Raw genomic sequence first — 26,412 nt, forward strand, 5'->3', positions numbered from 1 at the left:
ATGATCCGACCCCTGAGAATTGCGGCCGTCGTTCTTGCCTTGCTGGCTGCGGCCGTCTCGTCCGCACGCGCCGCCGACGTCACCTTCGACGACACTGCGCGCTTCCTTGCGGGCATGCAGCCTTCGGCGGACTCGCCGCTGGTGCCGCTCACGAAGGATCCAGGCTGGCAGCGTCATGCAAAATTCTTTGACGGCGCTTTCGCCCAGCTCGAGCAGCGGCAGCTCTCGAAGATCCGCAATTGGGCCGACGTCAATCTCGCCGCGCCGCGGCCAACCATGTTCTACATGTTCAGCGGCCCGGACTTCCTCTACGCCAATGCCTTCTATGCCAAGGCCAGCACCTACGTGCTTGGCGCGCTGGAGCCGGTGGGAGCGGTGCCCGACCTGACGCGGCTGCCGCGTAGTTCGATCGGCGCTGCGCTCTACAACGTCGAGCGATCGCTCGGCTCGATCCTGAGTTTTTCCTTCTTCATTACCAAGCAGATGAAGGTCGACCTGCACGCCAATCAGGTCAACGGTACGCTGCCGATCCTCTATGTTTTCCTCGCGCGCTCCGGCAAGACCATCCGCAATGTCGAGATGATCGCGCTCGACAACAAGGGCGGGATTCACACGGCCGGCGACAATCCGGGACCCAACGCGACGCATGGCGTTCGCATCACCTTCGCCGGCAGCGACGGGGAAGCGCGCACGCTGTATTATTTCTCGACTGATCTTTCCAATTCCGGTGCGCGCGCGGCCGGCTTCCTGAAATTCTGCGAGACGCTGGGCCCCGGCAACAGCCTGCTCAAGAGCGCGTCCTATCTGCTGCATTCCGGCAATTTCACCCTCGTGCGCGACTGGCTCCTCGCCAACAGCGCCACCATCATCCAGGACGATTCCGGCATTCCGCTCGCGAACTACAATGCACGGCAATGGCGGTTCTTTCCGTTCGGCCGCTATCTCGGTCCGATCGATGAATTCGCAAGCCGCTACCAGGAGCGCTACGCCGAATTGTTCACGCGCGCCCAGCCGATCGATTTCGGCGTGGGCTATCGCTGGCGGACGCACGAGTCGAACTTGCTGCTGTCGGTGAAGGTGCCGGGCGGCGAGATCGCGCCGGCGGAGACCACCTCGTCCGCCGAGCCGTCGTCAAAGCTGCCGAGACCCAAGCGCCTACGCCCGCCGGAGTCGATCCCGCCGCAGTCCGGACGTTTCTTCTGGTTCCGCTAGCTACCAGTGCACATTCTGGCTCGGCACGATGAACGCTGTCGTGCTTGGCGGCGTGGCGAAGCTCGTCGCCAGATACCAGCCGGAGCCGAGCACGAACACCAGTAGGGCGACGATCGCGAGCAGATCGATGATTCTGGGATCGTGATGGCCTCCCCGGCCAGAATTCAGGCCAAGCCCGAAGGGAAAATGACGGCTGATTTTCCAGCGCATTGTTGTTTCCTCCCGATGGGGAGCATCACATCAACGCGAGGCGAGAGTTCGGGTTCCGAGCGGGCACAGCACCGCAGCACTCAGGATGCGTTGACCCCGCGCCAGCGGCCGTAGCGCCAGGGCAAATACCAGCGCGCGTCTTGCGGTGCGGTAAGCGGTACGTTGTCGATGCCCGAGGTGCCGAAAGGATTGCAGCGCAATAGGCGCGCGAGTGTCATCCAGCCGCCGGCCCAGAGTCCGAACCTTTCGATCGCTTCGTCGCCATAGACGGAGCAGGTCGGCAGGTGCCGGCAATTGTAGCCGACCAGGGGCGACAGCGTGTGCCGGTACAGCCAGATCAGCGCGCGGCCGAATCGGCGCGGGAGCCGGAGCGCGCCCGCCCCCGGGCTGGAACAGTGCTCGCAGGCTGAATGCTTCATGTGCGCTTTGCTGTAACGTTAAGCGAAGTATTGCTCAGTTCCGCAGCAGGGAACTGTAAGCTGTTGTTTGCGCGCCATATTTTGCCTGCTTTTTGGGAGCAGTGCAGCAAGTATCTGTGGACGATCTGTATTCGCCCGGATACCATTTTTATGACGCCCGTGTGTAGAAACATACGCCTGTATGATGGACTCAGCGGGCGCTACCGGGGATTGTTTGGGGACCTTTTAGGGCTTGGGGAAGGAACCAGATTGAGACTTCTGAACTCCCTTAATCTTCGCGGCTGGTTGCTGGTGGGAACCGCCGTGTGTGGAGTCGCGCTGGCTGGCGCCGTCGCGACCCTTGGAACGTCAGCGCGAGCCGGTGCTGCGCTCGAAGAGCGCAAGCTGCCGATGAAGTTCAGCTGGGTGGCCTGCGAGCCGAACTGCCGCGGCTGGGTCAGCGCGGTCGGAATCATCACCGCCGATACGCCTAAGGCTTTTGAGGAGTTTTCTCGCGGGCGCCAGCTGGGCGGCGCCACGGTGGTGCTCGATTCCAGCGGCGGTTCGGTCAACGACGCCATCACGCTCGGCCGACGCTTCCGCAACCTCGGACTTCTGACCACGGTCGGCATCAGCGTTCAGAACCGCGGCGGGCAAAGCGCCCGTCCGGCGGTCGCGCCGGGGGCCTATTGCGAATCCATGTGCGTGTTCCTGCTGCTCGCCGGCAAGAAGCGCTATGTGCCGGAAGCTGCCCATGTCCGGGTCCACCAGATCTGGATGGGCGACCGCGCCGACGATGCCAAGGCTGCGAGCTACAGCGCCCAGGACTTGATGATCGTGGAGCGCGACATCGGCCGGCTGGCCAAATACACATTCGACATGGGCGGTGCCGGCGATCTGCTGTCGCTCGCACTCAGCGTGCCGCCGTGGGAAGATTTGCACGAACTCGACGCCGGAGAGCTTAAGCTCACCAATCTCGTGACCACCGATCTCGTGGCCGACGTGTTGCCGCATGTGGATATCTCCGCACCGGCGATGGCGGAGCTTACACCGAAGACGCAGGCCAGGTACGGCGCGGAACCGGAGCAGCCGCAGCAATCTGCTAAGTCGACCAAGACCGCGGAAGCCCTGGTGCCGACGGCCGGCGGCGTGGCGACACCAGCGGCGGCGGCGCAGAAGTAAACGATTTGCTTTGATGGGTCATTCCGTGGCGTGCGTGAGCGCGAGCCCGGAAGATCGGCAATCTCTGGATCCGGGTTCGATGCGGAGCCTGTCGTCGGGCCGGCCAATAGGCCCGGTCCGGTGGCATCGCCCCGGAATGACGGAGAGCAGTCAGCCCTGCGCCGCCGCCGGCTGCTTCGCCTTGGCCTCGATCTGGCCGATGGCATCGACCACCGCATCGAAGGTGAGAAGGGTCGAGGCATGCCGCGCCTTGTAGTCGCGGACCGGCTCGAGGAACTTGATCTCTTCCCATTTTCCTTCAGGAGGCGCACCGTTCTCCTTCAGCATCTTGCGAACGGTTTCGCGCAACTCACGGAGTTCGCTCGCAGTCGACCCCACGATCCGACTTGCCATGATGGATGAAGAGGCCTGTCCCAAGGCGCAGGCCTTCACGTCATGGGCGAAGTCGATGACGGTGTCCCCGTTCATCTTGAGGTCGACCTTCACGGTCGAGCCGCACAGCTTGGAGTGGGCAGTGGCGGAGCCATCGGGGTCCGACAGCCGCCCGAGCCGCGGAATATTCCCGGCCAGTTCGATGATCCGCTTGTTGTAGATGTCGTTCAGCATGTGATGGAGTCCAGCACTTCCGCACCCGATCGGCCTTGGCGGGCGGCGTCCAGGGTCCTATATAGGGTCGGAACTCGCGGAAAAACAGTCCAGCGGCCGACCGGCGGTGATCCACAATGGGGCGGCCGGCGTGGCTACGAGCGGACCTTTTTCGCCGAGACTGTTCTGTTCAGGCGTCCGGCGGCTTGCCGCCCCGTCTGCCGGTGACACTCCGGCCCGCAAGGCCGTCGAACGGAGTCGATATGGACGCTGCAATCAAATCCATCCGCCCCAACAAGCCCTCGGACCGGCAGCCCGAGAGCCGCCCGGCCGAGCTTGATCCCGCTGAATTTCTCGCAGCCGCCGTGCGCGCCGACCAGCCGCGCCCTGCGCGCGCCGAGGCGGAAGCAGCGGTAAAGACACTGCTCGCCTATATCGGCGAGGATACCGAGCGCGAAGGCCTGCTCGACACGCCGCGCCGCGTGGTCGAGGCCTTCGACGAGCTCTATCAGGGCTACCATCAATGCCCGGCGGAGGTCCTGGACCGCACCTTCGGCGAGACGGCGGGCTATGACGATTTCGTCCTGGTGCGGGATATCGAGTTCACCTCGCAATGCGAGCATCACATGATGCCGTTCTACGGCAAGGCGCACATCGCCTATACGCCGGTGGAGCGCGTCGTCGGCCTGTCCAAGCTCGCGCGCCTGACCGATATCTTCGCCCGCCGGCTCCAGACCCAGGAACATCTGACGGCGCAGATCGCGGCCGCCATCGACGAGGTCCTCAAGCCGCGCGGCGTGGCCGTGCTGATCGAGGCCGAGCATACCTGCATGTCCGTGCGCGGTGTCGCCAAGCATGGCGCTTCCACCTTCACCAGCCGCTTCACCGGCATGTTCCGCGATAATCCGGCGGAGCAGGCCCGTTTCCTGTCCCTTGTGCGAGGCCTGCAGCGCTGACCTCGCCAACGTTCTAAGCGAGGACGCTCGTGTCCGCCCACTCCCACGAAGTCGAGGAAGGTCTCGCCTTCCTGCCGAAGTTCGACGCCGCGGGCCTTGTGACCTGCGTGGCAACCGACGTCGTCAATGGCCACGTTCTCATGGTCGCGCACATGAATGACGAGGCGCTGCGCAGGACGATCGCGACCGGCGAAGCCTGGTACTTCAGCCGCTCGCGCAATGCCTTGTGGCGAAAAGGTGAGACATCGGGTCAGACCCAGCGCGTGGTCGAGATCCGCACCGATTGCGACCAGGACGCGGTCTGGATCCGCGTCGAGCAGATCGGCGCGGCCTGCCACACCGGGCGACGTTCGTGCTTCTACCGCAAGGTCGAGGCCGAGGGCGGCGGCGCTAGGCTCGTCTTCGTCGATGCCGAGCGGCTGTTCGATCCGGGCGAGGTCTACAAGAAGTAGCCATCCATCATTCCGGGGCATGCGAAGCACGAGCCCGGAATCGATCGTGCGACATCATGTGCGGTGGAAATGGATTCCGGGGCTCGCAGCTTCGGTGCGCCCCCGAATGACTCGGTTCGGCGGGGCGCGAGCCAAATTTACCCCGCATTAACCATACCTGTTCCACGATGAGACGACAGGGTGCCGAATTGCCGGCGCCGCTCAATGCCGCGCGGGGCGGGCACTTCATCATGTCGGTCGACAAGTTCAGTGCGACGCAGACGGCCGGTCTCGATCCGTCGCGGGCGCGCATCGCCGGCGCGATCAAGCAGGCCTCCAATATCTCCGGCGTCAGCTTCCAGTACATGTTGACCACCGCCAAGATGGAATCGGATTTCAATCCGACGGCGGGTGCCACCACCTCGTCCGCGCACGGGCTCTATCAGTTCATCGATCAGACCTGGCTTGGCACAGTGAAGGAGGCCGGCACTCAACTCGGCTATGGCAGCTATGCCGACGCCATCACGAAGACCGCGTCGGGCAGCTACATCGTCGATGATCCCGTGATGAAGCGGTCGATCATGAAGCTGCGCGACGATCCCGAGGCCGCGTCCAGCATGGCGGCGGCGCTGACGCAGTCGAACAGTTTCAAGCTCACCGGCCTGCTCGGGCGCAGGCCGAGTGACAGCGAACTCTACATGGCGCATTTCATGGGTGTCGGCGGCGCCGCGAAACTGATCGCCAATGCCGAGGACAATCCGCAGGCCGTCGGCGCGCGGCTCTTTCCCAACGCGGCCGCCGCCAACCGCTCGATCTTCTACGCCAATGACGGCCGCGCCCGCAGCGTCTCCGAAGTCTACTCGGTGCTGGACGCGCGCTTTGCCAGTGCGGCGAATTCCAAGATCACCCGCAGTGCGATGGCGATGTATGGCGGCGCGCCCGCGACGACGCAGGTGGCGAGCGCCAACGGCGTACAGCCGGCAGCGCCGGTGATCGACAACGCCGCTTATCTCCAGACCTTCCCCAATACCCGCGCCGTGACGCCCGTCGGTGTGACGTCACCTACGACGCTCGCGGACAATGCGCCGACCACGCCGGCGTTTCGTTCGATCTATCAGCCCGACGACGCCACGCAGCCGGTCTCGACCGCTGTGCAGAAATTGTGGGGCAACAACGCCTCCCTCACCTCGGTGGCCTCAGCAACGCCGGACCTGCGTCCGCCGCAGCCGCTCGATCTCTTCAGCGATCGCAGCGGCACGTTCTCGAGCTAGCATCTGCTCTCCTGCCCGGACGCAGCACTCGCGCGCCGCACCGTGTGCGGGATACAAGAAAAGAGCGGCTTTGTTCCCTTAACAAAACGTCAATAATACCAGCCAGTTATGGTGAACGCTTTGTTAAGCGTCGTGGTTTATTTTGTGTTGCAGGTGACAAGCCGTCACCATTTTTCGTTTTCGTTGCGTAAGCCGGAAGCACCAATGATTGTTCGGCAGTTCATCAATTGGATCAGGACGGCGTCCGCCGGCGAGCGGGCCGAGGCGACGAGGGCGTTGGCCCGGGCCTGGCTGATTTCAGACCTTTCTCATGATGACCGCGTCGCGGCCGAAGGCGCGCTTTTGATGTTGCTCGACGATCCCTCGCCGCTGGTGCGGCAGGCGATGGCCGAGGCCTTTGCGCGCAGCAACGAGGTGCCGGCTGCAATCGTGCAGGCGCTGTCGACGGATCAGCCGACGGTTGCGCTGCCCGTGCTCGAACACTCTCCGCTGCTGATCGATGCCGATCTCGTCGACATCGTCGCCACCGGCAATGACGAGGTGCAGTGCGCGGTCGCCCGGCGTATCGCGCTGCCGGTCTCGGTCTGCGCCGCCATCGCCGAGGTCGGTTGCGCGGCGGCCGCGCTGGAGCTGATCGAAAATCCGCATGCCGAGCTCGCGCCGTTCTCGTGGAATCGTATGGTAGAGCGCCACGGCCACCTCGCCGCGATCCGCGAAGCGATGCTGGTGCTGGAGGATCTGCCGGCCGCAACGCGCGCGGCGCTGGTGGCCAAGCTTTCCGAGACCCTTGCGCAATTCGTCGTGGCCCGGAACTGGCTAAGTGCCGATCGTGCCGAACGCATCACGATCGAGGCGCGCGACCGCTCCACCATCAACATCGCGGCGCGCTCGCGCGGTGAGGACATGCAGGGCCTGGTGCGGCACCTGCGCATCACCGGCCAGCTCACGGCGGGTCTGATCTTGCGCGCGCTGCTGTCGAGCAATCTCGACCTGTTCGACTCGGCGCTCGCCGAACTCGCGGATCTGCCGCTGGCGCGCGTCTCGGCGCTGCTGCACGACCGCGGCGGCAACACCCTGCACGCGCTGCTCCGCCGTGCCGGGCTGCCCGAGGCGACATTTGCGGCATTCCAGGTCGCGCTCGACGCCTGCCACGAGCAGGGTTTTGTCGACACCGATGACAGCGCGGTACGGCTGCGCCGTCGCATGGTGGAGCGCGTGCTAACCCATTGTGAGACCGACCGCGGCGCTACCGAACCGCTGATGGTCCTGCTCCGCCGCTTCGCCACGGAGTCCGCGCGCGAAGAGGCGCGGCTGTTCTGCGACGAGCTCGTCGCCGAGGACGCGGTCGATCCGCTCTATGACGATCTGATCGCGGCGTAGCAGCGAATTCCGTCATTGCGAGCGCAGCGAAGCAAATCCAGAGTCTCACCGCGGAGACAGTTCTGGATTTGCTTCGCTGCGCCCGCAACGACGAGAGGGAAGAGCTGGGCCTTATTCCGCCGGGGCAATGCTTGGCGCCAGGATTACCTCGAGATGTTCGGGGCGATCACGGTTGACGTGGGCGAGATATTCGTCGGCGACCTTGCGCAGGCGCCGGCTGAGCTCGGCGGAGACGCTGATGCTGTCGAGCCTGGTGTTCTCGTGCGCGATGGCGAGGATTGCGTTGATGTGGTGCGTGAACAGCTCGGCCGGCACCTTCGAAAGATCCGGCGCATGCTCGATGATGCGGCACAGGCTCTCGGCGATTCCCGCTGCCGAAGGAAAGCCGAAAGTCGCCGCATCGCCTTTGATGTCGTGTGCGGCGTGGAACAGCTCGTCGCGCAGCTTCCTGGTGAAACCATCCTGCTGCACCTCGGTCCAGGCGGCGGACAGTCTCTCGACCTCGATCCTCATCCAGTCCTTGAATTGGCCGGACAGGCCCGCCAGCGCCTGCTCGGCGCGGGCGACCGGATCGTCCATGTCTTTTGCTTCGACCCGGCGCAGCACTTTTCGCAAGGGATTGGGCTGCGTGATGACGTGATGCGTGGCGAAGGCCTTGACCTCGATGTCCTTTGCGCTGTTCTTCGCCATGATGCCTGCCTCGTGTGAGAAGCTGCGTTAGATGGAGGAGCGGGCCTTGTCGAGCAGCGAGGGCTGCTGGAGCACCTCATGCTTTTCGCCGACGCGACGCTCCGGGCCCATATAGGCAGAGTTGGTGTTACGGCGCCGGTCGGGGCCGAAATAGGTCTTGGTCTTGATGAAGGGGCGGGGATTGGCAACCACGTTGAGGATGCGCTGATAGAGTCCCTTGGCCGAGATCGGCTTGGCCAGGAATTCGGTGACGCCGGCATCGCGCGCGACCGTGACGCGGCGCTTCTCGGAATGGCCGGTCAGCATGATGATCGGCGCGTAGGGGTTGCCCTTGGATTCAGGCTGCCGGATCATCTGCGCGAGCTCGAGCCCGTCGAAGATCGGCATCGCCCAATCGGTGATGACGATGTCGGGCACGTAATGGCTGTACATTTCCAGCGCCGTGGCGCCGTCCTCGGCCTCGTAGACTTCGCGTGCGCCGAACGAATGCAGCAGCGTCCGCAGGATGCGGCGCATGTGCGGATTGTCGTCGCAGACGAGGAAGCGCAGCTTGTTGAAGTCGATACGGAACATGACGCCCGGGCCAAAGCGGTCAACCTTCGTTAACCATATCGTGGCGGGGGTTAACGAAGGGTTGCGATCGGCCTTTTGAGAGGGGCGGCCGGCGGCTCAGTAGCCGAACTGTTCGCGCAGGATCCGCTCTTCCAGGCTGTGGCCGGGGTCGAACAGCATGCGCATCGAGATGGTCTTGTCGGAGAGGACCTCGACACGGCGGACGTCGCGCACCTCGTCATGATCGGCGACCGCCGCCACGGGGCGCTTGTCGCCCTCGAGCACCTCGATCACGACATAGGCCGTGTTGGGCAGCAGCGCGCCGCGCCACCGGCGCGGGCGGAAGGCGCTGATCGGCGTCAGCGCCAGCAGCGCGGCGTTGATCGGCAGGATCGGCCCTTGGGCGGAGAGGTTGTAGGCGGTAGAGCCGGCCGGCGTCGCCACCATGATGCCGTCGGCGATCAGCTCGGCCATGCGCTCGCGCTCGTCGATCAGGATTCTTAAGCGTGCGGCCTGGTAGGTTTGCCGGAACAGTGCGACCTCGTTGATGGCGTGGTGCAGGTGGACGCGGTCGTTGACGTCGGTCGCGCGCATCAAGAGCGGATGGATTTCGGATTCATGCGCCGCCTCGAGCCGCGTGCGCAGATCGTGCGTCGAGTATTCGTTCATCAGGAAGCCGACCGTGCCGCGGTGCATGCCGTAGATCGGCTTTCCTGTGTGCATGTTCCGGTGCAGCGTCTGGAGCATCAAGCCGTCGCCGCCGAGCGCGACGACGACATCGGCTTCCCTGGGGTCGTAATTGCCATAATCCCGGGTGAGCTGGCCGAAGGCGGCCTGCGCCTCGCTGCTCGGGCTGGCGACGAAGGCGATCCGGTCGTATCGCGAGGGCTTGGTCATGGCTTCCCGGGCAGGTGCCGCTGGCTCGAGTAAGTTCCGCCGGGCTCGTCTATACGACCTGGGCCTCGATTGTCGAGGAGGACCGCCTTTCAAGGCAAACGGGCGATTGCCCCATCCCGATTCAGGGCGAAACGGGGGCGCTTTGGGTCCGAACGACCTCTCCAGGCGCCGCCAAACCCATGATCCCCCAAACCGTCGCAATTCCTGGCTATGATCGGTGCGCACCGGCCTTCAGAGCCGGGCACGGAGAACGACCATGGTATTGAGTTTGCCGGCGCTCCGCCACGCGATGCTGGTGATGGCGGTGTCGGCTTTCGCCTTCGCAGGATGGGCGCGCGCGGAAGATCCGCCGCAGCCGCGCTCCGAGACGAGCTCGCCGGCCGGACAGAAAGGCGGGCGTGGCGGTGGCGCGCAAAGCCCTACGCCTGGTTCGCCGGCGGCGGCCGAGCTGCATCGTCTGCCGCCGGATTCCACCACGAAGCAGACGCTCGATCTGCCTGGCCGCACCCTCAACTTCGCCGCGACCGCCGGCTCGATCCGCGTGTTCGACGGCAAGGGCGACCCGCTGGCCGACATCGCCGTCACCTCCTATGAGCTCGACGGTGCCGATCGCGCGACGCGCCCTGTGACGTTCCTGTTCAACGGTGGGCCCGGCGCATCTTCGGCATGGCTCCAGTTTGGCGCCGCGGGGCCATGGCGGCTGCCGCTCGATGGCGAAGCCCTGTCGCCGTCCGCCTCGCCCGAGGTGAAGCCGAACGCGGAGACCTGGCTCGACTTCACCGATCTCGTCTTCATCGATCCCGTCAGCACCGGGTACAGCCGCTTCGTCGCGAGCGGCGAGGACGCGCGCAAGTCTTTCTATTCCGTCGACGGCGACGCCAATTCGATCGCGCTGGTGATCCGCCGCTGGCTCGAGAAGCACGACCGGCTGATCTCGCCGAAATACGTGGCGGGCGAAAGCTATGGCGGGATTCGCGGACCGAAGGTGGTGCGCCAGTTGCAGCTGCAGCATGGAGTCGGCGTCAGGGGATTGATCCTGGTCTCGCCGCTGTTCGACTTCCGCGAGTTCGCCGGCACGAGCTTGCTGCAATATGTCGCGACGCTGCCGAGCTATGTCGCGGTGGCGCGCGAAGCCAAGGCACCGGTCACGCGCGCCGATCTCGCCGACGTCGAGGCCTACGCGCGCGGCGAATTCCTGGCTGACCTCGTCAAGGGCGAGGCGGACAAGGAGGCCACCAACCGGCTGGCCGACAAAGTCGCCGAGCTCACCGGCATCGACCAGGCGGTGAGCCGCAGGCTCGCCGGCCGGCTCGACGTCGGTGAATTCCGCCGCGAGTTTGATCGCAAGAACGGCAAAGTGACGGGACGCTACGACGGCTCCGTGCGCGGCTTTGATCCCTACCCGGATTCCAGCAGCTCGCGCTTCGGCGACCCCTCGGGCGACGCACTCCAGGCGCCGCTGACGAGCGCCGCGGTCGACGTGTTGACACGCAAGCTCAACTGGCGGCCGGACGGCTCCTATGAAGTCCTGAACGGCAGCATCGAGGGACACTGGGATTTCGGCCGCGGCCTCAACCCGCCGCAATCGGTATCGGAGCTGCGCCAGATTCTCGCCACCGATGCAAAGCTGAACGTGCTGGTTGCGCACGGCCTGTTCGATCTCGCCACACCCTATTTCGGATCGAAGCGCGTGCTCGACCAGTTACCGGCCTTCGTCACGCAACGCGTGAAATTCGTCGTCTATCCCGGCGGCCACATGTTCTATTCGCGCGATGATTCGCGGCAATCGATGCGCAGCGAGGTAGAGGCGCTTATCCGGGAGTAGGCCGCCGCTTGCGTGGCGGATACCGGCGCGCGATCTCGCGCGCCACGGCGCTTGCAGGCTTGACGTTGGCACCGGCGATCCAGATGTCGCTCACCTTGCCGCGCTTGTCCCGGACGCGGCGGACCGGCTCGCCATGGCTGGAGTAACCGGCGGCCCAGGCGAGCTTGCCGCTGTCGCGGCCGGTGACCTCGATCTCGGCGGCATCCATGAATGGGTTGTTGAACTGCGGGTTGGCGACGAGCACGCGGTTGCCCGCGGGCACGAGATCTGTGGCTCCCCAGATCGTCCACCAGCGGCCGGTCCAGTCGCGCACGCGCCGGTCGGGCGCGCCGCGTGTCTTGAACGCGCGCAGGATTTGCATCGCGCCGTCCATCCAGAATGGCGCCGCGCCGTCAATGGAATTGCTGAGGATGCTGATCGCGAGCTCGCAAGCGGGGATGGAGCAGGTCCGGGAGATGTAACCCTGGAAGCCGCCGCCATGGCCGAACCAGTCCCAGCCGTCGGTCTTGCCGGCGTTGACGCCTAACCCGTAATAGCCCTCGAAGCTCTGCGGGATGCGCCAATGGTGTCGCGTCATCTCGCGGCGGCTCGCGACCGAGAGAACGCTCTTCTTCGCATTGGGCGCAAGCTGCGCGAAGAAGCGGGCGGTATCGCCGGCGGTCGCGACAAAGCCCGCCGCGGACGCCATGGCGTGCGCGGGATTGTCGCCGGGGATTACGCAGCGCTCGCCGAGCGGCAGCTTTCGGGTATGGCCGCGCGCGAACGGCGTGCCCTTGGCAAGCGGCGCGTCCGGCTCGGTCGCACGCAAGCCCACGGGTTCGACGATTTCGCGCTTGATCCAGATAGGGTAGGGCTCCTTCGTCACGGCTTCGATGACGAGGCCGATCAGGCCAAAGCCATGATTGGAATATTTGAAGCGGGTGCCGGGCTCGATTGCGGCCGGCAGCTTCAATTCCGCGAGCAGCTCGTTCGCGTCGAGATAGGGCCGGCTATCGATGAACTGACCTGAATCGGCGCCGTCACGCGTCAGTCCCGCGCTGTGCGAGAGCACCTGCGCGATCGTCGTCTCTGCCACGCGCGGATGCAGGCCGCCGACGTATTGACCGATCGGATCGTCGAGTCGGAGCTTGCGCTGCTCGCGCAGCTTCATGATGCCGGTGGAGGTGAAGCTCTTCGAGTGCGAGGCAATGCGGAAGCGGTGCCGCGGAGTGAGCTTCTCGCCGGTGTCGAGATTGGCAAGGCCGAATGCGCGCTCGGCGACGACCTCGCCGCGATGGGCAAAGGCGATGATGACGCCGGGCTGTTGGAATGTCCTCTGTTGGAATTCGATCCAGGAGCCGATGTAGTTGATCGCGGATCGCAGCCACGTATCCATTGCACACCAATTGCGAGGGATGGTGCGCGAGGCTAGCCGAGAAAGTGGAACGGGCACAACCCCGAGGTTGTGCGCGCTCGCTTCATTCAAATAGTGATGTCTCAGTAGACCAGCGTCGCGCCGGTAGGCCTGTCGAGCGCGGCGGCGAGCGAGCGATATTCGGAGCTGTCGGTGCCGGCGAGCGAGGCGATCTTGTCCAGGTGGTACTGCGCTTGTTCGCGGTTCCCCTGCTCGAGCTGCCAGAGGCCGTAATACTGCCAGGTGCGGACGTGGTTCGGATCGTCCTTCAGCGCCAGCTCGTAATAGGCCTTTGACGACTGGTAATCGCCGAGCTTGCGATAGGAGTAGCCGATCAGGTTGGCGACATCAGCGACCTCGTCGCGCTTGAGCGACTTCAGCTGGTCGATTGCGCCGGTGTAGTCGTGACGGTCGTAGATCGCAGCGTAGGCGGCGCGATAGGCCGCCACGAATTTGGGATCGCTGACGGATGAGCTCTTCTTCTTGCCCTTCTTGGTCGAAGTGTCCGACTTCGGCTGCGGCGAAGGTTCATCGCTGCCGGCGGCATAGGCGCTGGTCAGCATCGGCCCGGCCGCCAGCGCCATCGAGACCAGTCCCGGCACCAGAAGCGTTGAGAGTCTGCGCATTGATGTTCTCCCGTATGAAACGTGGCGATCCTACACGATTGCCTGAAGACCGGAACACCCATGGGGCAAAAACATTCCCGCTTCGCACGATCTATTCGTCCCGGCGCAGATGACAAACTTGTCATTGAGATGAACGGGAGCCCGCCATGGGCTTCAGACTGGGTTCAGTGGCTGCTCTCTAGGCTCGGACTTACGATCGAAGGGGTGACGAGAGGGCGCCGCCTCGAGATCCTTCCCAGAGGAGACCAACCATGTTGAAGACCATTTCCGCAGCCTTGCTCGCAGCCTCCGTGATCGCAGCCCCGGCTTTCGCCGCCGAGGCCGGCAAGACCACCACGACCGCGCCGGTGATCAAGGCGGACCAGAGCCAGACCAAGGCGGCGAATACTGCCGTGAAATCGGATGCGGGCGTCAAGCCCGACACGAAGGCTTCCGACGTCAAGGCGAATGCCAAGGTGGACACCAAGTCGAACGCGATGAACGCCAACGCCGCCGCCACGCCCGACGAGCACAAGTCCGTGCGCAAGCATCGCCATCACCACAAGCAGGTCACGGCCAAGGAATCGCTGAAGGCGCAGCCGGACGTGACCAAGCCGGCGACATCGGACAAGCGCAACTGACCACTGATCCCGCGCGGCGGCATCCCTGGCATTGCCCCGCCGCCGCGTGCGGAGTTCAGGCCCGGTCCGTTCGCCATGCCTCGTGCGAAAGCCCGAGGTGTCGGCGGCGGGCCGGCGCGCCGTTTGCGCCGTTGCAAGCGAATCCCTTCGTGCAGCCCTGCAGGTTTAGATCATGCAGGCTGAGATCATGCAGGCTTGGGTTCGTGGAAGCTTGGGGCTAGAACATCTCCGAGTCTGATCGAGCGGAGAGCGGGGCCTGTGGGGCGATTGGCGAGATATGCAGTGATCATGGCGTTGCCGTTGACGCTTGCGGCATGCTTCGGCAGTGACGGTGACCGTCCAACGCTGATAGGCGGGACCCAGGCCGGAGGGCCGCAGCCGTTTCCCGACAATTTCCGCAGCGACACGCTGGCCTTGATGCGCAGCTATCTGAACAACCCGGTCGGGGTGCACGACGCCAGCATGGCCGATCCGGTGCTGCGCGAAGTTGGCGGGCGCCAGTTCTACGTGAGCTGCCTGCATTTCACCCCGCGCGAGACCGATGGCAGCTACAAGGGCATGCGCGAGCGCGCCGTGATATTCGTCAACGGGCGGAGCGACCGCGTCATCGATGATCGGACGAGCGAGCTCTGTGCCGGTGCGGTTTACGCACCCTTTCCGGAACTGGAAAAGATGACGCGGTAGCGCAAAGCCCGCCTTCATCGCCTTGTGGTAGGACAGACCGCGCCGGAGCCGCTGATCACATCTTGGCGAGCTTTGAACGGGCGGTTTCGTCTCGCGACAAATCGTTACGGCTGGCCCTGCGCCGACGACGAGAACGGCCGGCGCAAGGCGACGTAACGGAACAAAATCGCGTTGTTAACGTTCCGGCACCGCCGCGAAGCAACCAAATTCACGCCACGTTGTTTGCTGAGGGTCGAATTTGAGAGAACGGGGATGATCATGAAGACGATTTTGCTCGGTGCAGTCGCGCTGCTGGCGCTGGCCGCGCCGGCCGCTGCAGCCGACATGCAGCCGCGCCCTTACACCAAGGCACCGGCCTATACGCCGCCACAGGTGATCTACAACTGGACAGGTTTCTACATCGGCGGCCATGTCGGCGGCGCCTTTGCCGGTGACAATGGCTTCCAGTCGAGCGATGCCCGCTTCCTCGGCGGCGTGCAGGGCGGCTTCGACTACCAGTTCGCGCCCAATTGGGTGGTGGGTATCGAGGCCCAGTATTCCTGGCTGCCGACCAACAACAACGGCGTCACTTTCCCGCTGGGCACGCAGGTGACGTCCAACACCGACCAACTTGGGTCGGTGACCGGTCGCATCGGCTACACCTGGGGACCGACGCTGCTCTACGCCAAGGGCGGTTATGCCTGGCGCAGTAACGGCCTTGGCGTGAACATCGCCGGGGTGCCGCAGACCTTCACCACCACCGGCAACAGCAAGGACGGCTACACCGTCGGCGCCGGCCTCGAATACATGTTCGCGCCGAGCTGGTCCGCCAAGGCCGAGTATCAGTATTACAACTTTGGCAGCACCACCTTCACCTCCGGCCCAGCCGATATCGTCGGCGTCCGCGGCCGGGAGGATGAACATACCGTCAAGGTCGGCGTGAACTACCGGTTCGGCTGGGGCGGCCCGTCGGCCTCGCGCTACTGACCTCTGCCAACGACCGCGATCTGACAAAGGCCGGCTTTCCCGCCGGCCTTTCGTTTGCCCGCCTGTTGCTCGCCGGCCTGTTGTTTGCTTTGAGTCAACCATCTGGCGCATCGTTGCAAGCAAACATTCCGGCGCGCGTCTTCTCACGCGCGTCATGGCCCGGGGGTAAAGCAAAAATAATTTTTGCCGCTTACGGAACTCGCGCTCCGGAACGCGTTATATGAGAATTACGGGCTGGTGAGACGACGGACATGCGTATCTTGGTGTCGGCAGGGGTGCTCTCGTGCGTCATCTGCTTGCCGTGCTCTGCACAGACAATCCTCAAATCCGAGCCTCTGATGCTGGCCCCTTATGAGGTGGCCTTCGTCAAGGACGCTTCCTGTCCGTCGGGCAAGGTGCTGAAGGTCACCGGCGCGATCCGCGGGCTGCATCGCCGGAAGGCCTGCGTGGCCCTGGCCGGCGAGCAGGCGTCTCTCGCGACCGCGACGCCCTGAGCCTCGCTCCGGACCTCAAGTGTTCAGCTCGAGCTCCATCTTCGACTGCTGCTCGGCCTCAGCTTTGTTTTTGGCGGGGTCCTCGCCCTGGGCAGCCTGGCAGGGCGCGATCTCGTAGTCATTGTCGAGCACCCGGCGCGGTCCCGGCTGCTCGTCGTCCGCGATCACGTCCACAACGAGACCACTTCGCTGCGCGAGTTTCCAGACGTCGGACTCGCTCGGATAGGCCTTGCTGATCTGGGCGTCGTTGCAGAACAGGGCGTAGGGCATTCTTCCCGCTCCAGGAAAGCCCGTTAACGAATTTGCGCGGAAGGGGTTCCGTCGGCTGGTCGATCACGGCGCCGTGATCGGGCAGTCGTATCCTGAGTCGTAAACGAGTCCTGAATCCCTAAAAAAAGAATCCCTGGGACTCTCCGGCTGGAATCAGCAGATGTTTTCGGCCATGACGAGCGACCTGAAAACCTCCTGCGGGCACATGCTCCTGCCCCTGACGTTGGCGCTGTTTGGCGCCTGCGCGGCCAATCTCTGGCTGGTGTGGTCCTGGCTGTAAGCCCCCGATTGGAGCGCCGGCCCTACTTTTCGGCCGGTGGACGGGGCGAGGCGTCGCTCATGGCGGCGCGCAATTTGCTCAGGGTGGCCGCGCAATACTCCTCGCGCTCGCGCGCGAACCGCTCCTGATGCTTGCGGAAATTGGCGATCCGGGCCTGCATCTCGCTGCGGAAATCGCCGCTTGTCCGTGCCGGCGGGAGCTTGACGAACTGAGCCTGCGGAGCGGGCTGGCGCGGCCCGATCTCGATCGGGGCAGTCTCGATGGTCGCCGCCGGCGAATCCGACAGCGCGGCCGGCTGAAGGAAATCAACCTTTTTGCCCGTCACCGATTGAACGAAGGCCAGTGTCTGCGCGATCAGTGCGTCGCGTTCCCTGATCCACTTCATGATCCACCTCTGCCGCGTCCCATTCCAGCAAAGCGGCCGCGCCGAATCAAGGTGGTTTGAAAGGGATTGCATATTTTTCCCGATCGCCCGACATTGGTCGGATGAATGACGAAGACGAACGGGTGGACGAAGCGGAGGGCTTGAGGCTCGTCCGCGCGTTCCTGTCGCTGCCGCCCGACAAGCGGGCGGAGGTGATCGCGTTGGTCGAGGAATTGGCGCGTGCCCATCGCCGGCCCGAGAAGGGCACGGAGGCGTCGCCGGGGTGATGGCTATCGCTGGCGCGGATTGACGTTGGGCTCGAACGGTGCGCCGACCACCCGAACCGGTATCTGAGCGGTGGCGTCGATCGCCATCCGCTCGGCCACCTGCTTTGCCGGAGTCGGTGCGGGCGCCGGTTCGAACAGCGCAACTGTGCCGGCCACGACGCCACAGCACAGCGTCACCGTCACCAGCAAAAATATGTTTCGGTTTTCTTCCCTGATCCGCATGGGGCGAGAACGAGCGACGCATGGCTTTGGTTCCGGTCCGGGCGGATCAGGCGTCTCCGACTCTGCCCAACGCTGACGATCAGATCGGATGACGCTTCCGGAGGCTCGAATCGCTTGTACACTGGGCTTCCGACTTGGCTAGAGGCTCGCCCGATGACCGCCAATCGTCCTCCCGTGCTCGCCCACCAACGTTTCCACGCCGAACGCGAGAAGTTCGAGGGCCTCGATCTCGCTGCTCGGTTCGAGCGCATCGAGCGGACCAACCTTTGGGGCGCGCCAACTTCCGTCTCCGGCCTCGGCTCTGAGGACCCCGCGACCGCCGCGATCCGGGAGGGGCTTCCTCCACTGCTGCAACGCCTCGGTGCCCGCTCGCTGCTCGATGCGCCCTGCGGCGATGCCGGCTGGATCGGCCGCATGACGCTCGATGTCGATTACACCGGCATCGACATCGTGCCGTCGCTGATCGAGGCCAACCGCCGGTCGTCGGGCCGGTTTCTCGTTGCCGACATCACGCGCGATGCACTGCCGCGTGCGGATGTCATTCTGTGCCGGGACTGTCTGGTGCATCTGAGCTTTGCGAATATCGATCGCGCCCTCGCTCAATTTCAGATGAGCGGCGCGCGCTTCCTGCTCGCCACCACCTTTCCGGAATGGGATGCAAATCGCGATTGCGAGGATGGCGACTGGCGGGCGCTGAACATGGAGAAGCCGCCGTTCGACTGGCCGGCGCCGCACGCGCTGATCAACGAGCGTTGCGAGGAGGGCGGTGGCGGCTGGCGCGACAAGAGCCTCGGTCTCTGGCGGCTGGATGAGGTGTTCGGCGGTGGCCGCTGAGAAAGGTGTGACAGATCGGACGAGTGTTCCGTTGATCGATGCCAGATGCAGTTGCGGCGCGCTTGCGCTCTCTCTTCCAGGGCCATCGAGTCTCGTCGTTGCCTGTCACTGCACCGATTGCCAGCGCCGAACAGGAGCCCCGTTCGGCGTCGGTACCTTCTATCCAGCTGATGCCGTCACGTTCTCAGGGACGCCGAAGGAGTTCGTCCGCGCCGCCGCAAGCGGTGGCAAGGTCCGCAGCTATTTCTGTGCCGACTGCGGTTCGACGGTCTATTGGAAGGCCGACAATCTACCCGCGATGATCGCCGTTGCCGTCGGTGCGATCGCGGATCCGAACTACCCGGCTCCGGTCAGATCAGTGTTCGAGCAGTCGAAGCATATGTGGGTGAAGATCGCTGACGCCGAGCACTTCCAGCAAAGCAGCGCGCCGAACAATTCGAGCTGAAAGCCACATGTTCAAAGCTGGTGCCGGCTGAGGGGATTGAACCCCCGACCTTCGGTTTACAAAACCGCTGCTCTACCGCTGAGCTAAGCCGGCATTTGGCTTTATTTTCAGGACGTTGCCGTCGATGCCTTGCGAACATCCAGCGAACGTTGGCCCTATTTTGGCCCTTTCGAAGATAGCGCCCGAGTGAGCTGACCGATTGTGTCGGCCGCCGCTTCATCGCCCTTCTGAGTCCTTTTAGCGTAGACCTTCAGCAAAACGCTAGGGTCATGGCCCAGTCTTTTCGCGACGACGTGCACCGGTGTTCCCTGGTCGAGCAACCACGTTCCATGCGAGACGCGTAGATCGTGCAGGCGGATTGAGAAGCCAAGGATTTTCTCTGCGCGGTTCACAAACTGCTTCGTGACGCTGTCAGGATGCCGCGGCGCGTGCATATCGCCGTCGGGAGCAGGGTAGATCAGCCAGTCGGTGGGAATACGGATCAGGCTGAGGTCGACATTTTCCCCGTCGGGCACGCCGGCGGCGACCTGAAGAGCAACCTTGCGCATCTCGAGCAGGTGCTCGACGAGCCCATCGTCGAGCTTGATCGTTCGTTTGCCACGCTCGCTCTTCGGCGGCTTGAACTGCAGCCCATGCGCCTTGGTGTATTCTAGGGCGCGCTCGATGCGGAGTGTCTTTGCGTCAGGATCAAAGTCGGACCAACGAAGCGCCAGTGCTTCGCCACGTCGCACACCCGTGAAGGACATGACGAAGACGAGATCGAACAGCGTCGAACCTCGAAAGCCCTCGACTAAGGTAACGATCTTGTCCTGCTCGAGCGCCTGTCCGATATCAGAATCGGCCGCTACCGGCTTCTTGATTGCCGCTGCCGGATTGATCTGGACAAGCTTAAGGTCCACCGCCGCCTGAAGACAGGCCTTCAAAACGGTTGCAACGTGATGCCGAGTGCGCGGTGCGAGATCCGGCATCCCGGTAGCGTAGAATTTCTTGATTTCGATCGCCTCGATCTGCTGGATAGGGCGATCACCCAAAATCGGGAAGACATGCTTTTTCAGGAGATCTTCGTAACGAGCAACCGTCTTATGCTGGCGCTCGGCGGCCTTCAGCGCGATCCAATCGGCCACCCATTCCCGCAGCGTGGTTTTGGCAGGCGCCACATGTGTGCGCTTCTTGACTGTTTCGAGAATGCTGCGAAGGCGGTCAACAGCCTGCGTTTTCGTACCCCTGAACGTGACCGCCTGGCGCTTGCGCTCCGCGTCATAGTAGCGAAGGCGCCACGAGTTTTCGCCGCGCTTCTGTATGCTGCCGTTGCCGTACGATCGCTTGCTCATTTTTTGCCACCCTCTTTGTCGATGTCCTTCCGGGCCTTGTTCATCATTCGCGTGAGTTTGCGCTGGGACGTTTCAACATCTTTGAGGGCAGCGGCGTGAGCCTCTTGCATTGCGGCGTGCTGGTCCGCCCTTTGTTTCTTTTTCTGCTTGAATGCTGTAACAGCCGCCATCCCCAACGTGCGGGGGTCGAATAGATCGTCAGCCGCGGCTGAGGGATGGTGATCGGCCGGACGCGTCGCCTCGAGCCACTCGTTAATCGCGACCCTCAAGGCATCGTGGACGTGGCGATCATCTTTCCATGCGCCACGTTCTTTGGGTTTCCACCAACAGAGGTCGAGCAACTGCTCGACGATCTCGGAAATATCCCTTGCGAGCGCAGTGATGCCGGGATCGCGATTGCTGCCGTCCTCGCGAAACGAACGATCGAGGCGAACACGGATTTCTTCCGCCGCTGAACGACCTGACTCGTGGGCCGCAGCGTCGATCGTGCCTCGCAAGGCATCATCGAGCGAAATCTTGAATTGCTTTTGCTTCATGTTAGGCCCTGTTGCGTAGCCCCTTAAAATCAGTAATACTGCCTTCTAAGGGCTACAAGCGTAACCCTACGACTTGGGTGCCTTTATGTCAACAGGGCGATACAGGACATGATCAAACAGAATGAAACGACGCTATTGACCTCCGCTTCCAGGCAACCCCGGCCACCGGGACGCGCGGCTCGGAAGATCCGGAGCCCCATCTTTGACCCCAAGTGGGACGGCCGATCGACATTTTCTGTGGAAGAAGCGGGGTGCGAGATCCTTGGTCTCTCCAAGGTCAGCGCCTACGCCGCAGCCAACCGCGGCGACATCCCGACAGTTCGTATTGGCCGGCGTTTGCTTGTTCCGCGTCTTGCGCTGGAGAAACTGCTCGGCGAGTAGCCCTCGTGCAGCCGGCGCTGTCTCTTTCGGAACTAACCAATTTGGTTGACGGCAGGATTGGCCGTCACGACGTCGCATGTCCGTTGTGTAGTCCTCTCTGTCGCGCTCCCGTCAACCGACGGCGCCGCGTTCTGCGCGTCTGGTTTTTGGAGCCTGAGTTCGCGACATTCAGATGCGCGCGTTGCGAGGCGGGCGGATATTCCGTCGGTCGAAACAGCGAGCGCGCCGATCCGGAAATCCTGGAGAAGGCTAGGGCTAAGTCGCGCGAGCTCCAACTTGAAGAGGCGATCAAGAGCCGGCGCAAGGCGCAATGGCTGTGGTCCCAGCGCGAACCAATCATAGGATCAATTGCAGAGACCTACCTACGACGGTGCCGCGGCTACCAGGGCGATCTTCACGCCACCCTCGGCTTCCTGCCGTCTCGGGGAGATCACCCACCGGCAATGATTGCTGCATTTGGGGCGGCCGTCGAAACGTTGCCCGGTGAACTTGCGATCTACGATCTCGCAATCCGCGGCGTCCACGTGACCAAGCTAAAAGCTGACGGAACGGGCAAGGCCGGCACTGAGGCTGACAAGCTCACGATCGGGGTCGGCAACACGCTGCCGATATGGCTTGCGCCCGTGAACGACGGCGGCGGCCTTGCGATCTGCGAGGGCATCGAGGACGCGCTCAGCGTGCATGCAGCAACAGGCTTGGGTGCGTGGGCTGCTGGCACCGCAGGACGACTGCCAGCGATGGCCGAACATGTCCCCGCCTATGTCGAGGCGGTGACCATCTTTGTAGATGCCGATCCCGTCGGGGAGAAAAACAGTATCGAGCTGGCCGCCCGGCTCGAGGCGAAGGGCTTTGAAGCAAGGCTCGTCCGACCGGGAGCACACGGATGAAGTCGGACGCCAATTCCATCCATCTAAACGGCGGCGCAGCTGCCCTACGTGCCGTGGCCGACGGGGGCGTGCGGCCAAAACGTCAGCAATCCGCAGCCAAACCGGGGATCACATTCACCAGATTCCGCGAGATCATTCTCTCGACAGCTCAACGCTACCTGGTGAAAGGCCTCATTCCAAACATGGGGCTTGTAGTAGTTTGGGGTCCGCCGAAATGCGGCAAAAGCTTCTGGGTGTTCGATCTCGTCTGCCACATCGCCGCCGACTGGGAATACCGCGGCAGGCGAGTGAAGCAGCGCGACGTTGTCTACTTCGCCTTTGAAGGGCAGGAGGGTTTTGGCGCCCGTGTGGAGGCCTTCCGGAAACAGCATGATGTGGATGACATCCCGTTCTATTTGTCCGGCAATCGCGTGGTGCTACCCCAGGACGGAGCAGCCGTGCTCAAGGCGATCGAGGATGAATTTCCCGAGGTGCACCCAGGCGTGGTGGTGCTCGACACGCTGAACCGGTCCATCGCCGGCAGCGAGAATACTCCGGAGGATATGACGGCCTACATCCGGACCGCCGACATGATCCGCGATCGCTTCCAGTGCGTCGTGATCGTGATCCATCACTGCGGGGTCGACGGTGACCGCCCTCGCGGCCACACCTCCCTTACCGGTGCAGCAGACGCCCAGATCTCGGTCAAACGGGACGCCGCAAAAAACATAGTTGCCAAGGTCGAGTTCATGAAGGACGGACCGGAAGGTGACGAGATCATCAGCTCACTGGAAGCGGTGACCGTGGGCCGGGACGATACCGGCGACGACATCACGTCGTGTGTCGTGGTCACAGCCGACAGCACCGCGCCGGCGAGCAAGGGCGCCGTCTATGGCCAGGCAGGCATCGCTTTGCGTCTCCTGCAAGACGCTCTCGCGAGCGGCGGCGAGATCTCCAGCCATCCCGCCATTCCCACGGGAGTCCGGACAATTCGGGAAGAAGCGTGGCGTGCCGACTGCTACGCCAGAATGTTCTCTCAGGACGCTAGCCAGACATCCAAACAGAAGGCCTTTGTCCGGGCTGCCAAGACGCTCCACGAAAGACAACTCATTGGAAAACATGGGGATCACGTGTGGTTGGTCTAAGCCCGGACAAGCCCGGACATTGCCCGGACATGATGACATTGTCCGGCGACATCCAACCCGGACAGACACGGACATATCCCTATAGGGATGTCCGTTTGTCCGGTGTCCGGTCCGGATGTGTACGGAGAGGGGGGATTGAGCTCGTTCATCCCTCTGCAAACTTCAGTTCTCAAAATCGCGATAATTCACCATTGCCTATCGCGCCCGACCTCGACGCCTTGAGCAGCGTCATTCGGACTGAAGCCAGCCAGGTGATTGGGCCAAGGTCTGGGCCAGCGCCTGGTCGACGTGCCAGCCATGCGAGTCTTATCAATGGCTTGCCGAGCATTGCGAGGAGCAGGTCAACGGATAGCCTAACCGCTGCCATGCCTCGACAGGTCAAATACCCATGGTTTCCCTCGATGAAATCTAGGATCGAGGGGGGTGGGGCAGGGAAAGTCCCCGCGTGCAATAATTTACGTGCTGGTTCTTTTTCGCGGCCTTGGGCCACCACACTCCGTGTCACATCGTGTCATCGCGAGTGATGTATGGCTGAGCCGATCCACACCGTGGCCGGCCTCGTTCATCTGTTCGTCGAGCGCGCTCGATCTCTAGGTCTGAGCCATCGAGAGGTCGATGAGCGCGCACATCTGGGGGAGGGCTACTTTTCCAAATTGGCTTGCGGAGATCGCCGACCGACGGCGGTGACGATCGAGAAACTTTGCGGAGCGCTTCAACTCGCTTTCCTGCCGTGTGAGGCCGTTGCCGCCCAAATGGGCGTTTGTGAAAACGACAAACACGACGATCATCCGTCAAACGAAAGGATGACGCGATGAGCGACGTGCACTCAATTCCGGTCCGTGTGCCTGAGGATCTTCGCCGCAAGCTGGAAGCAGAAGCGAAGGCGACCGACCGTTCGTTGTCGAGCCTGGTGCGAGTGATGTTGCAGGAAAGCTTCGCCAAGCGCGCCGGTGAACAGCGGAGCGCTGCGTGAGCATTCCCCCGAAAATTCCACCCCGTGCGCCGGCCATTCTCGCGCAAATCAAGCAAATCGAGGCGACGCTCTCAGGGCTTGAGGCGAAAACGCCAGGATTGGCGCTCGCGCTCGCCGAAAGGCAGCCAGGCGCCGCGAAGGTGTATGCCGAGCATGAAGCGGCTCTTGCGGCCGCGAAATCTGACCTCGTGGTGAAGTCGGCCGCGGCCAAGCAGGCGAGCGAGCTCGACCAAAAGGTGGCGAGGGAGCGGGTCGAGATGCTGCGAAACGCGGATCCTGATGACCTGATGATAGGGCTCAGTGCCCTCGACTGCTGCGATGGATGCAGCGAGACCGAATGCATGATCGCGCCCGGCGTTGGCCGCTGTGCGCACCCGCGCAAAGGGGGGCTGCCGCTCGCCTACCATAACGATCGGGTGCTCCACCAGCTTCAAGGCATCGCGCGAGAAGAAATCGCAGCGCTCGAGCGTGGCGACTACGATGATGACGACGCCGACGAGCAAGGAGAAGCGGCATGAGCCAATGGGGCGAAGGTTCACTTACTTTGGGTGACATGATCGTCGCCAACGCGACGCCGGCACCTCCAGCTGCTCCTGCGCCGCCGCCGGCTCCGGTCATCCCGGAAACTGAGGCAGCCGCTCTGGCGCGGAAAGCCCAACTGACGGCTGATCCCAAGTGGCGCGATGAATACCTCTCTGGCAGCCCGCGGCACGCGAAGGAGCTGAGCGATCTAGAGGCGGTCATCCAGAAGGGCAATGCAGACCCGCAGACGGAAATGGCCATTGCCGGCGAGCTCTTCGACGGCATTCAGCCCAGCGGCCATCTCGCTGCAGTTGGTGCCGCCGAGATGCTTCGGGAGGCCGGTGTCCGGGACACCGCGGTGATCCGACAGGTTCTCACTGGCGAAGCTGTCAGTGCTGAGGAACATGCTGCCGCGACTGAAACGAAGGCCAGACTTATGGCAAATCACGATTTCGCAAAACGCTATGTTAGCGGAGATGGTGAGGCTCGGCGTGAGATGACGTTATTGAACGTCATACTTTCGAGCCCGATCAAAGGTGCCGCGGCATGAACGGAGTATTTGCTAGCTTGTCTTCGGCTGGACGATCACTGGGTGGTCTCACCGGGGATTTTGGCGGCGGCGTGCTTCAACAGCAGGCTTCTGAGCAGACAGAAGAAACTCGCCGCAAGCGACAACGGGAGGCCCAGGCGGCAAACTATTCGCCGGCTGGTGTCGCGCTGAGTGGAATGGGAATTCTCGGGTGACACAGTCGACCAGCGACATTCAGATCGGCCCAGCGTTCTCCGCACTTACGGAGAAGCAGCGTCGGTTTGTGCTTGCGCTGTTCGATGCGCCGAGGTCGCACGGAAGCCTGACATTCGCGGCGAAGGCTGCCGGTTATCAGGCGAGCTCTCAAGCCAGCCTACACTCGATTGCCCATCAGCTTGGATCCGATCCGAAGGTCGAAGCCGCGGTCGCCGAGATCTCCCGTCAATACCTGGTTACGCTGGGGCCCCGCGCCGTCCGCGCTATGCGCAAGGTACTCGATAACGACAAGCACAAGGACTTTGGCCGCGTCCTTGGCCTCATCATGGACCGCGTTTCACCAGTTCAATCGACTGCGCTTGTGAAAGTGGAAGGCGAGGTGACGGTCTCGTCAGCCGATACCGCCCGCGTCATGGAGCGGATCGAGGAACTGTCGACAAGGTTTATGGTCGCGCTGCCGTCGCCGAAGGTCATCGAGCATGAGGCGGCTGAGTGATGTCGTACGGTCATCGCTACACGCTGGTTATGGCGAGCCTCACGAAGCGCTGCTTACAGGGGAAGTTGCCGGCTGAGATGCGGCTCGAATTCCTGCAGCATCTGGAGAAGATGACCGACACATGGCTGACCCCTGAGGTAATCGCCATCGTGGAGCCAATGGAGGCCAAGGGGATCGAACTGTCCGAAGAGGCGCGGAAGCTTGGTTGGAAAGGGCGACCGAACGCACTCGACGTCTTTGCACAGAAATTCGATGTGTTCGCTGCGCTCAATCCCAGTTTGCAGCGGGCGTATGACGCTGCGTTCGCAAAGTATGAGAGACCGTTCTAACGGATAGGAGAGGC

The 26,412-nt window shown here is 63.2% G+C and carries 36 protein-coding genes and 1 tRNA gene; 23 read left to right on the plus strand and 14 right to left on the minus strand.

All coding sequences use genetic code 11. The features are described 5' to 3' along the window. Positions 1-1,212, plus strand: a complete 1,212-nt coding sequence (locus tag IVA98_RS33170) for a hypothetical protein (RefSeq protein WP_247356488.1) — start codon at positions 1-3, stop codon at positions 1,210-1,212. Here the strand turns inward: IVA98_RS33170 and IVA98_RS33175 are convergent, their stop codons facing one another. Continuing rightward, positions 1,213-1,422 carry a hypothetical protein gene (locus IVA98_RS33175; protein ID WP_247356497.1) on the minus strand — a complete coding sequence of 70 codons (210 nt, stop codon included), beginning with the start codon at positions 1,420-1,422 and terminating at the stop codon, positions 1,213-1,215. Positions 1,423-1,502: 80 nt separating this feature from the next. Further along, positions 1,503-1,841, minus strand: coding sequence for a membrane protein insertion efficiency factor YidD (gene yidD / locus IVA98_RS33180; protein WP_247356498.1), 339 nt, complete (start codon positions 1,839-1,841; stop codon positions 1,503-1,505). A gap of 249 nt (positions 1,842-2,090) precedes the next feature. Between yidD and IVA98_RS33185 the strand changes: the two genes are divergently transcribed. Continuing rightward, positions 2,091-3,002, plus strand: a complete 912-nt coding sequence (locus IVA98_RS33185) for a COG3904 family protein (protein WP_247356541.1) — start codon at positions 2,091-2,093, stop codon at positions 3,000-3,002. 150 nt (positions 3,003-3,152) lie between these two features. Here IVA98_RS33185 and IVA98_RS33190 read toward each other — a convergent pair whose 3' ends face one another. Further along, positions 3,153-3,608, minus strand: a complete 456-nt coding sequence (locus IVA98_RS33190) for an iron-sulfur cluster assembly scaffold protein (protein WP_247356500.1) — start codon at positions 3,606-3,608, stop codon at positions 3,153-3,155. Positions 3,609-3,850: 242 nt separating this feature from the next. Here IVA98_RS33190 and folE point away from each other — a divergent pair, with 242 nt between their 5' ends. The 4 genes from folE (at position 3,851) to IVA98_RS33210 (ending at position 7,625) form a co-directional block, all read left to right on the plus strand. Then, positions 3,851-4,543, plus strand: a complete 693-nt coding sequence (gene folE / locus IVA98_RS33195; RefSeq protein ID WP_247280881.1) for a GTP cyclohydrolase I FolE — start codon at positions 3,851-3,853, stop codon at positions 4,541-4,543. Between the two features lie 29 nt (positions 4,544-4,572). Continuing rightward, positions 4,573-4,995 (plus strand): phosphoribosyl-AMP cyclohydrolase, encoded by a 423-nt coding sequence (gene hisI / locus IVA98_RS33200; RefSeq protein ID WP_247356502.1) that lies wholly within the window; start codon positions 4,573-4,575, stop codon positions 4,993-4,995. A 167-nt stretch (positions 4,996-5,162) separates the two neighbouring features. Further along, a complete protein-coding gene (locus IVA98_RS33205) occupies positions 5,163-6,245 on the plus strand; it encodes a lytic transglycosylase domain-containing protein (protein WP_247356503.1) in 1,083 nt (360 codons plus the stop codon). Between the two features lie 204 nt (positions 6,246-6,449). Further along, the gene (locus IVA98_RS33210; RefSeq protein WP_247356513.1) at positions 6,450-7,625 is read left to right on the plus strand and encodes a DUF2336 domain-containing protein; all 1,176 of its coding nucleotides are present in this window, start codon (positions 6,450-6,452) and stop codon (positions 7,623-7,625) included. A gap of 111 nt (positions 7,626-7,736) precedes the next feature. On the opposite strand, the gene IVA98_RS33215 is transcribed toward IVA98_RS33210, so the two are convergent. From IVA98_RS33215 to IVA98_RS33225, 3 genes are all read right to left on the minus strand, one after another. Beyond that, complete coding sequence (locus IVA98_RS33215; protein ID WP_247280884.1) at positions 7,737-8,315, minus strand: Hpt domain-containing protein; 579 nt, start codon at positions 8,313-8,315, stop codon at positions 7,737-7,739. A 27-nt stretch (positions 8,316-8,342) separates the two neighbouring features. Beyond that, positions 8,343-8,888, minus strand: coding sequence for a response regulator (locus IVA98_RS33220; protein ID WP_008549760.1), 546 nt, complete (start codon positions 8,886-8,888; stop codon positions 8,343-8,345). Between the two features lie 96 nt (positions 8,889-8,984). Then, entirely contained in the window at positions 8,985-9,764 is a 780-nt protein-coding gene (locus IVA98_RS33225; RefSeq protein WP_247280885.1) for an NAD kinase, read from the minus strand. A gap of 256 nt (positions 9,765-10,020) precedes the next feature. Between IVA98_RS33225 and IVA98_RS33230 the strand changes: the two genes are divergently transcribed. Further along, positions 10,021-11,589, plus strand: a complete 1,569-nt coding sequence (locus IVA98_RS33230; RefSeq protein WP_247356523.1) for a S10 family peptidase — start codon at positions 10,021-10,023, stop codon at positions 11,587-11,589. Here IVA98_RS33230 and IVA98_RS33235 read toward each other — a convergent pair. Both IVA98_RS33235 and IVA98_RS33240 read right to left on the minus strand, forming a co-directional pair. Next, positions 11,576-12,964, minus strand: a complete 1,389-nt coding sequence (locus IVA98_RS33235; RefSeq protein ID WP_247333368.1) for a serine hydrolase domain-containing protein — start codon at positions 12,962-12,964, stop codon at positions 11,576-11,578. The two genes, IVA98_RS33230 and IVA98_RS33235, sit on opposite strands and share 14 nt — an antisense overlap. Before the next feature lie 101 nt (positions 12,965-13,065). Continuing rightward, positions 13,066-13,608, minus strand: coding sequence for a tetratricopeptide repeat protein (locus IVA98_RS33240; RefSeq protein ID WP_247356524.1), 543 nt, complete (start codon positions 13,606-13,608; stop codon positions 13,066-13,068). A 251-nt stretch (positions 13,609-13,859) separates the two neighbouring features. Here IVA98_RS33240 and IVA98_RS33245 point away from each other — a divergent pair, with 251 nt between their 5' ends. The 4 genes from IVA98_RS33245 to IVA98_RS37380 all read left to right on the plus strand — a co-directional run bounded on the left by IVA98_RS33245 (position 13,860) and on the right by IVA98_RS37380 (position 16,372). Then, complete coding sequence (locus IVA98_RS33245) at positions 13,860-14,228, plus strand: His-rich protein BRANT (RefSeq protein WP_247298465.1); 369 nt, start codon at positions 13,860-13,862, stop codon at positions 14,226-14,228. Positions 14,229-14,516: 288 nt separating this feature from the next. Next, positions 14,517-14,912: a hypothetical protein gene (locus IVA98_RS33250; protein ID WP_247356526.1), complete on the plus strand. Its 396-nt coding sequence runs from the start codon at positions 14,517-14,519 to the stop codon at positions 14,910-14,912. A gap of 258 nt (positions 14,913-15,170) precedes the next feature. Then, the gene (locus IVA98_RS33255; protein ID WP_247356528.1) at positions 15,171-15,878 is read left to right on the plus strand and encodes an outer membrane protein; all 708 of its coding nucleotides are present in this window, start codon (positions 15,171-15,173) and stop codon (positions 15,876-15,878) included. A gap of 251 nt (positions 15,879-16,129) precedes the next feature. After that, a complete protein-coding gene (locus IVA98_RS37380) occupies positions 16,130-16,372 on the plus strand; it encodes a hypothetical protein (protein WP_346657752.1) in 243 nt (80 codons plus the stop codon). A 15-nt stretch (positions 16,373-16,387) separates the two neighbouring features. Here the strand turns inward: IVA98_RS37380 and IVA98_RS33265 are convergent, their stop codons facing one another. Both IVA98_RS33265 and IVA98_RS33270 read right to left on the minus strand, forming a co-directional pair. Then, positions 16,388-16,642 (minus strand): hypothetical protein, encoded by a 255-nt coding sequence (locus IVA98_RS33265; RefSeq protein WP_247298468.1) that lies wholly within the window; start codon positions 16,640-16,642, stop codon positions 16,388-16,390. Positions 16,643-16,944: 302 nt separating this feature from the next. Further along, a complete protein-coding gene (locus IVA98_RS33270) occupies positions 16,945-17,307 on the minus strand; it encodes a hypothetical protein (protein ID WP_247356530.1) in 363 nt (120 codons plus the stop codon). 101 nt (positions 17,308-17,408) lie between these two features. On the opposite strand from IVA98_RS33270, the gene IVA98_RS33275 reads away from it, so the two are divergent. Further along, positions 17,409-17,573: a hypothetical protein gene (locus tag IVA98_RS33275; RefSeq protein WP_247298474.1), complete on the plus strand. Its 165-nt coding sequence runs from the start codon at positions 17,409-17,411 to the stop codon at positions 17,571-17,573. Between the two features lie 3 nt (positions 17,574-17,576). Here the strand turns inward: IVA98_RS33275 and IVA98_RS33280 are convergent, their stop codons facing one another. After that, complete coding sequence (locus tag IVA98_RS33280; protein ID WP_524536445.1) at positions 17,577-17,756, minus strand: hypothetical protein; 180 nt, start codon at positions 17,754-17,756, stop codon at positions 17,577-17,579. A gap of 192 nt (positions 17,757-17,948) precedes the next feature. On the opposite strand from IVA98_RS33280, the gene IVA98_RS33285 reads away from it, so the two are divergent. Beyond that, on the plus strand, positions 17,949-18,629 hold the full coding sequence (locus tag IVA98_RS33285) for a class I SAM-dependent methyltransferase (RefSeq protein ID WP_247333359.1): 681 nt from the start codon (positions 17,949-17,951) through the stop codon (positions 18,627-18,629). A 31-nt stretch (positions 18,630-18,660) separates the two neighbouring features. Continuing rightward, on the plus strand, positions 18,661-19,074 hold the full coding sequence (locus IVA98_RS33290) for a GFA family protein (RefSeq protein WP_247298479.1): 414 nt from the start codon (positions 18,661-18,663) through the stop codon (positions 19,072-19,074). A gap of 18 nt (positions 19,075-19,092) precedes the next feature. Here IVA98_RS33290 and IVA98_RS33295 read toward each other — a convergent pair. From IVA98_RS33295 to IVA98_RS33305, 3 genes are all read right to left on the minus strand, one after another. Further along, positions 19,093-19,167: transfer RNA gene (locus IVA98_RS33295), tRNA-Thr, on the minus strand. 62 nt (positions 19,168-19,229) lie between these two features. After that, entirely contained in the window at positions 19,230-20,405 is a 1,176-nt protein-coding gene (locus IVA98_RS33300; protein ID WP_247298137.1) for a tyrosine-type recombinase/integrase, read from the minus strand. Next, positions 20,402-20,941 (minus strand): hypothetical protein, encoded by a 540-nt coding sequence (locus IVA98_RS33305; protein WP_247298139.1) that lies wholly within the window; start codon positions 20,939-20,941, stop codon positions 20,402-20,404. The genes IVA98_RS33300 and IVA98_RS33305 overlap by 4 nt, the downstream gene beginning before the upstream one ends. Before the next feature lie 108 nt (positions 20,942-21,049). On the opposite strand from IVA98_RS33305, the gene IVA98_RS33310 reads away from it, so the two are divergent. The 9 genes from IVA98_RS33310 to IVA98_RS33350 all read left to right on the plus strand — a co-directional run bounded on the left by IVA98_RS33310 (position 21,050) and on the right by IVA98_RS33350 (position 26,398). Next, positions 21,050-21,322 (plus strand): helix-turn-helix domain-containing protein, encoded by a 273-nt coding sequence (locus tag IVA98_RS33310; RefSeq protein WP_247298141.1) that lies wholly within the window; start codon positions 21,050-21,052, stop codon positions 21,320-21,322. Between the two features lie 146 nt (positions 21,323-21,468). Further along, positions 21,469-22,209 (plus strand): toprim domain-containing protein, encoded by a 741-nt coding sequence (locus tag IVA98_RS33315; protein ID WP_247298143.1) that lies wholly within the window; start codon positions 21,469-21,471, stop codon positions 22,207-22,209. Next, entirely contained in the window at positions 22,206-23,333 is a 1,128-nt protein-coding gene (locus IVA98_RS33320) for an AAA family ATPase (protein WP_247298144.1), read from the plus strand. The genes IVA98_RS33315 and IVA98_RS33320 overlap by 4 nt, the downstream gene beginning before the upstream one ends. Positions 23,334-23,860: 527 nt before the next feature. Beyond that, a complete protein-coding gene (locus tag IVA98_RS33325) occupies positions 23,861-24,148 on the plus strand; it encodes a helix-turn-helix domain-containing protein (RefSeq protein ID WP_247298146.1) in 288 nt (95 codons plus the stop codon). Continuing rightward, positions 24,145-24,306 carry a ribbon-helix-helix domain-containing protein gene (locus IVA98_RS33330; RefSeq protein ID WP_247298148.1) on the plus strand — a complete coding sequence of 54 codons (162 nt, stop codon included), beginning with the start codon at positions 24,145-24,147 and terminating at the stop codon, positions 24,304-24,306. The genes IVA98_RS33325 and IVA98_RS33330 overlap by 4 nt, the downstream gene beginning before the upstream one ends. A gap of 98 nt (positions 24,307-24,404) precedes the next feature. After that, positions 24,405-24,824 (plus strand): hypothetical protein, encoded by a 420-nt coding sequence (locus IVA98_RS33335; RefSeq protein ID WP_247298150.1) that lies wholly within the window; start codon positions 24,405-24,407, stop codon positions 24,822-24,824. After that, positions 24,821-25,378 carry a hypothetical protein gene (locus IVA98_RS33340; RefSeq protein ID WP_247298152.1) on the plus strand — a complete coding sequence of 186 codons (558 nt, stop codon included), beginning with the start codon at positions 24,821-24,823 and terminating at the stop codon, positions 25,376-25,378. Before IVA98_RS33335 ends, IVA98_RS33340 begins: the two co-directional genes overlap by 4 nt. Before the next feature lie 262 nt (positions 25,379-25,640). Continuing rightward, positions 25,641-26,069: a hypothetical protein gene (locus IVA98_RS33345; RefSeq protein WP_247356532.1), complete on the plus strand. Its 429-nt coding sequence runs from the start codon at positions 25,641-25,643 to the stop codon at positions 26,067-26,069. Further along, on the plus strand, positions 26,069-26,398 hold the full coding sequence (locus IVA98_RS33350) for a hypothetical protein (RefSeq protein WP_247356534.1): 330 nt from the start codon (positions 26,069-26,071) through the stop codon (positions 26,396-26,398). The genes IVA98_RS33345 and IVA98_RS33350 overlap by 1 nt, the downstream gene beginning before the upstream one ends. Positions 26,399-26,412: the final 14 nt, after the last annotated feature.

This window comes from Bradyrhizobium sp. 160, assembly GCF_023073735.1.
In the GTDB taxonomy this organism is placed as follows: Bacteria; Pseudomonadota; Alphaproteobacteria; order Rhizobiales; family Xanthobacteraceae; genus Bradyrhizobium.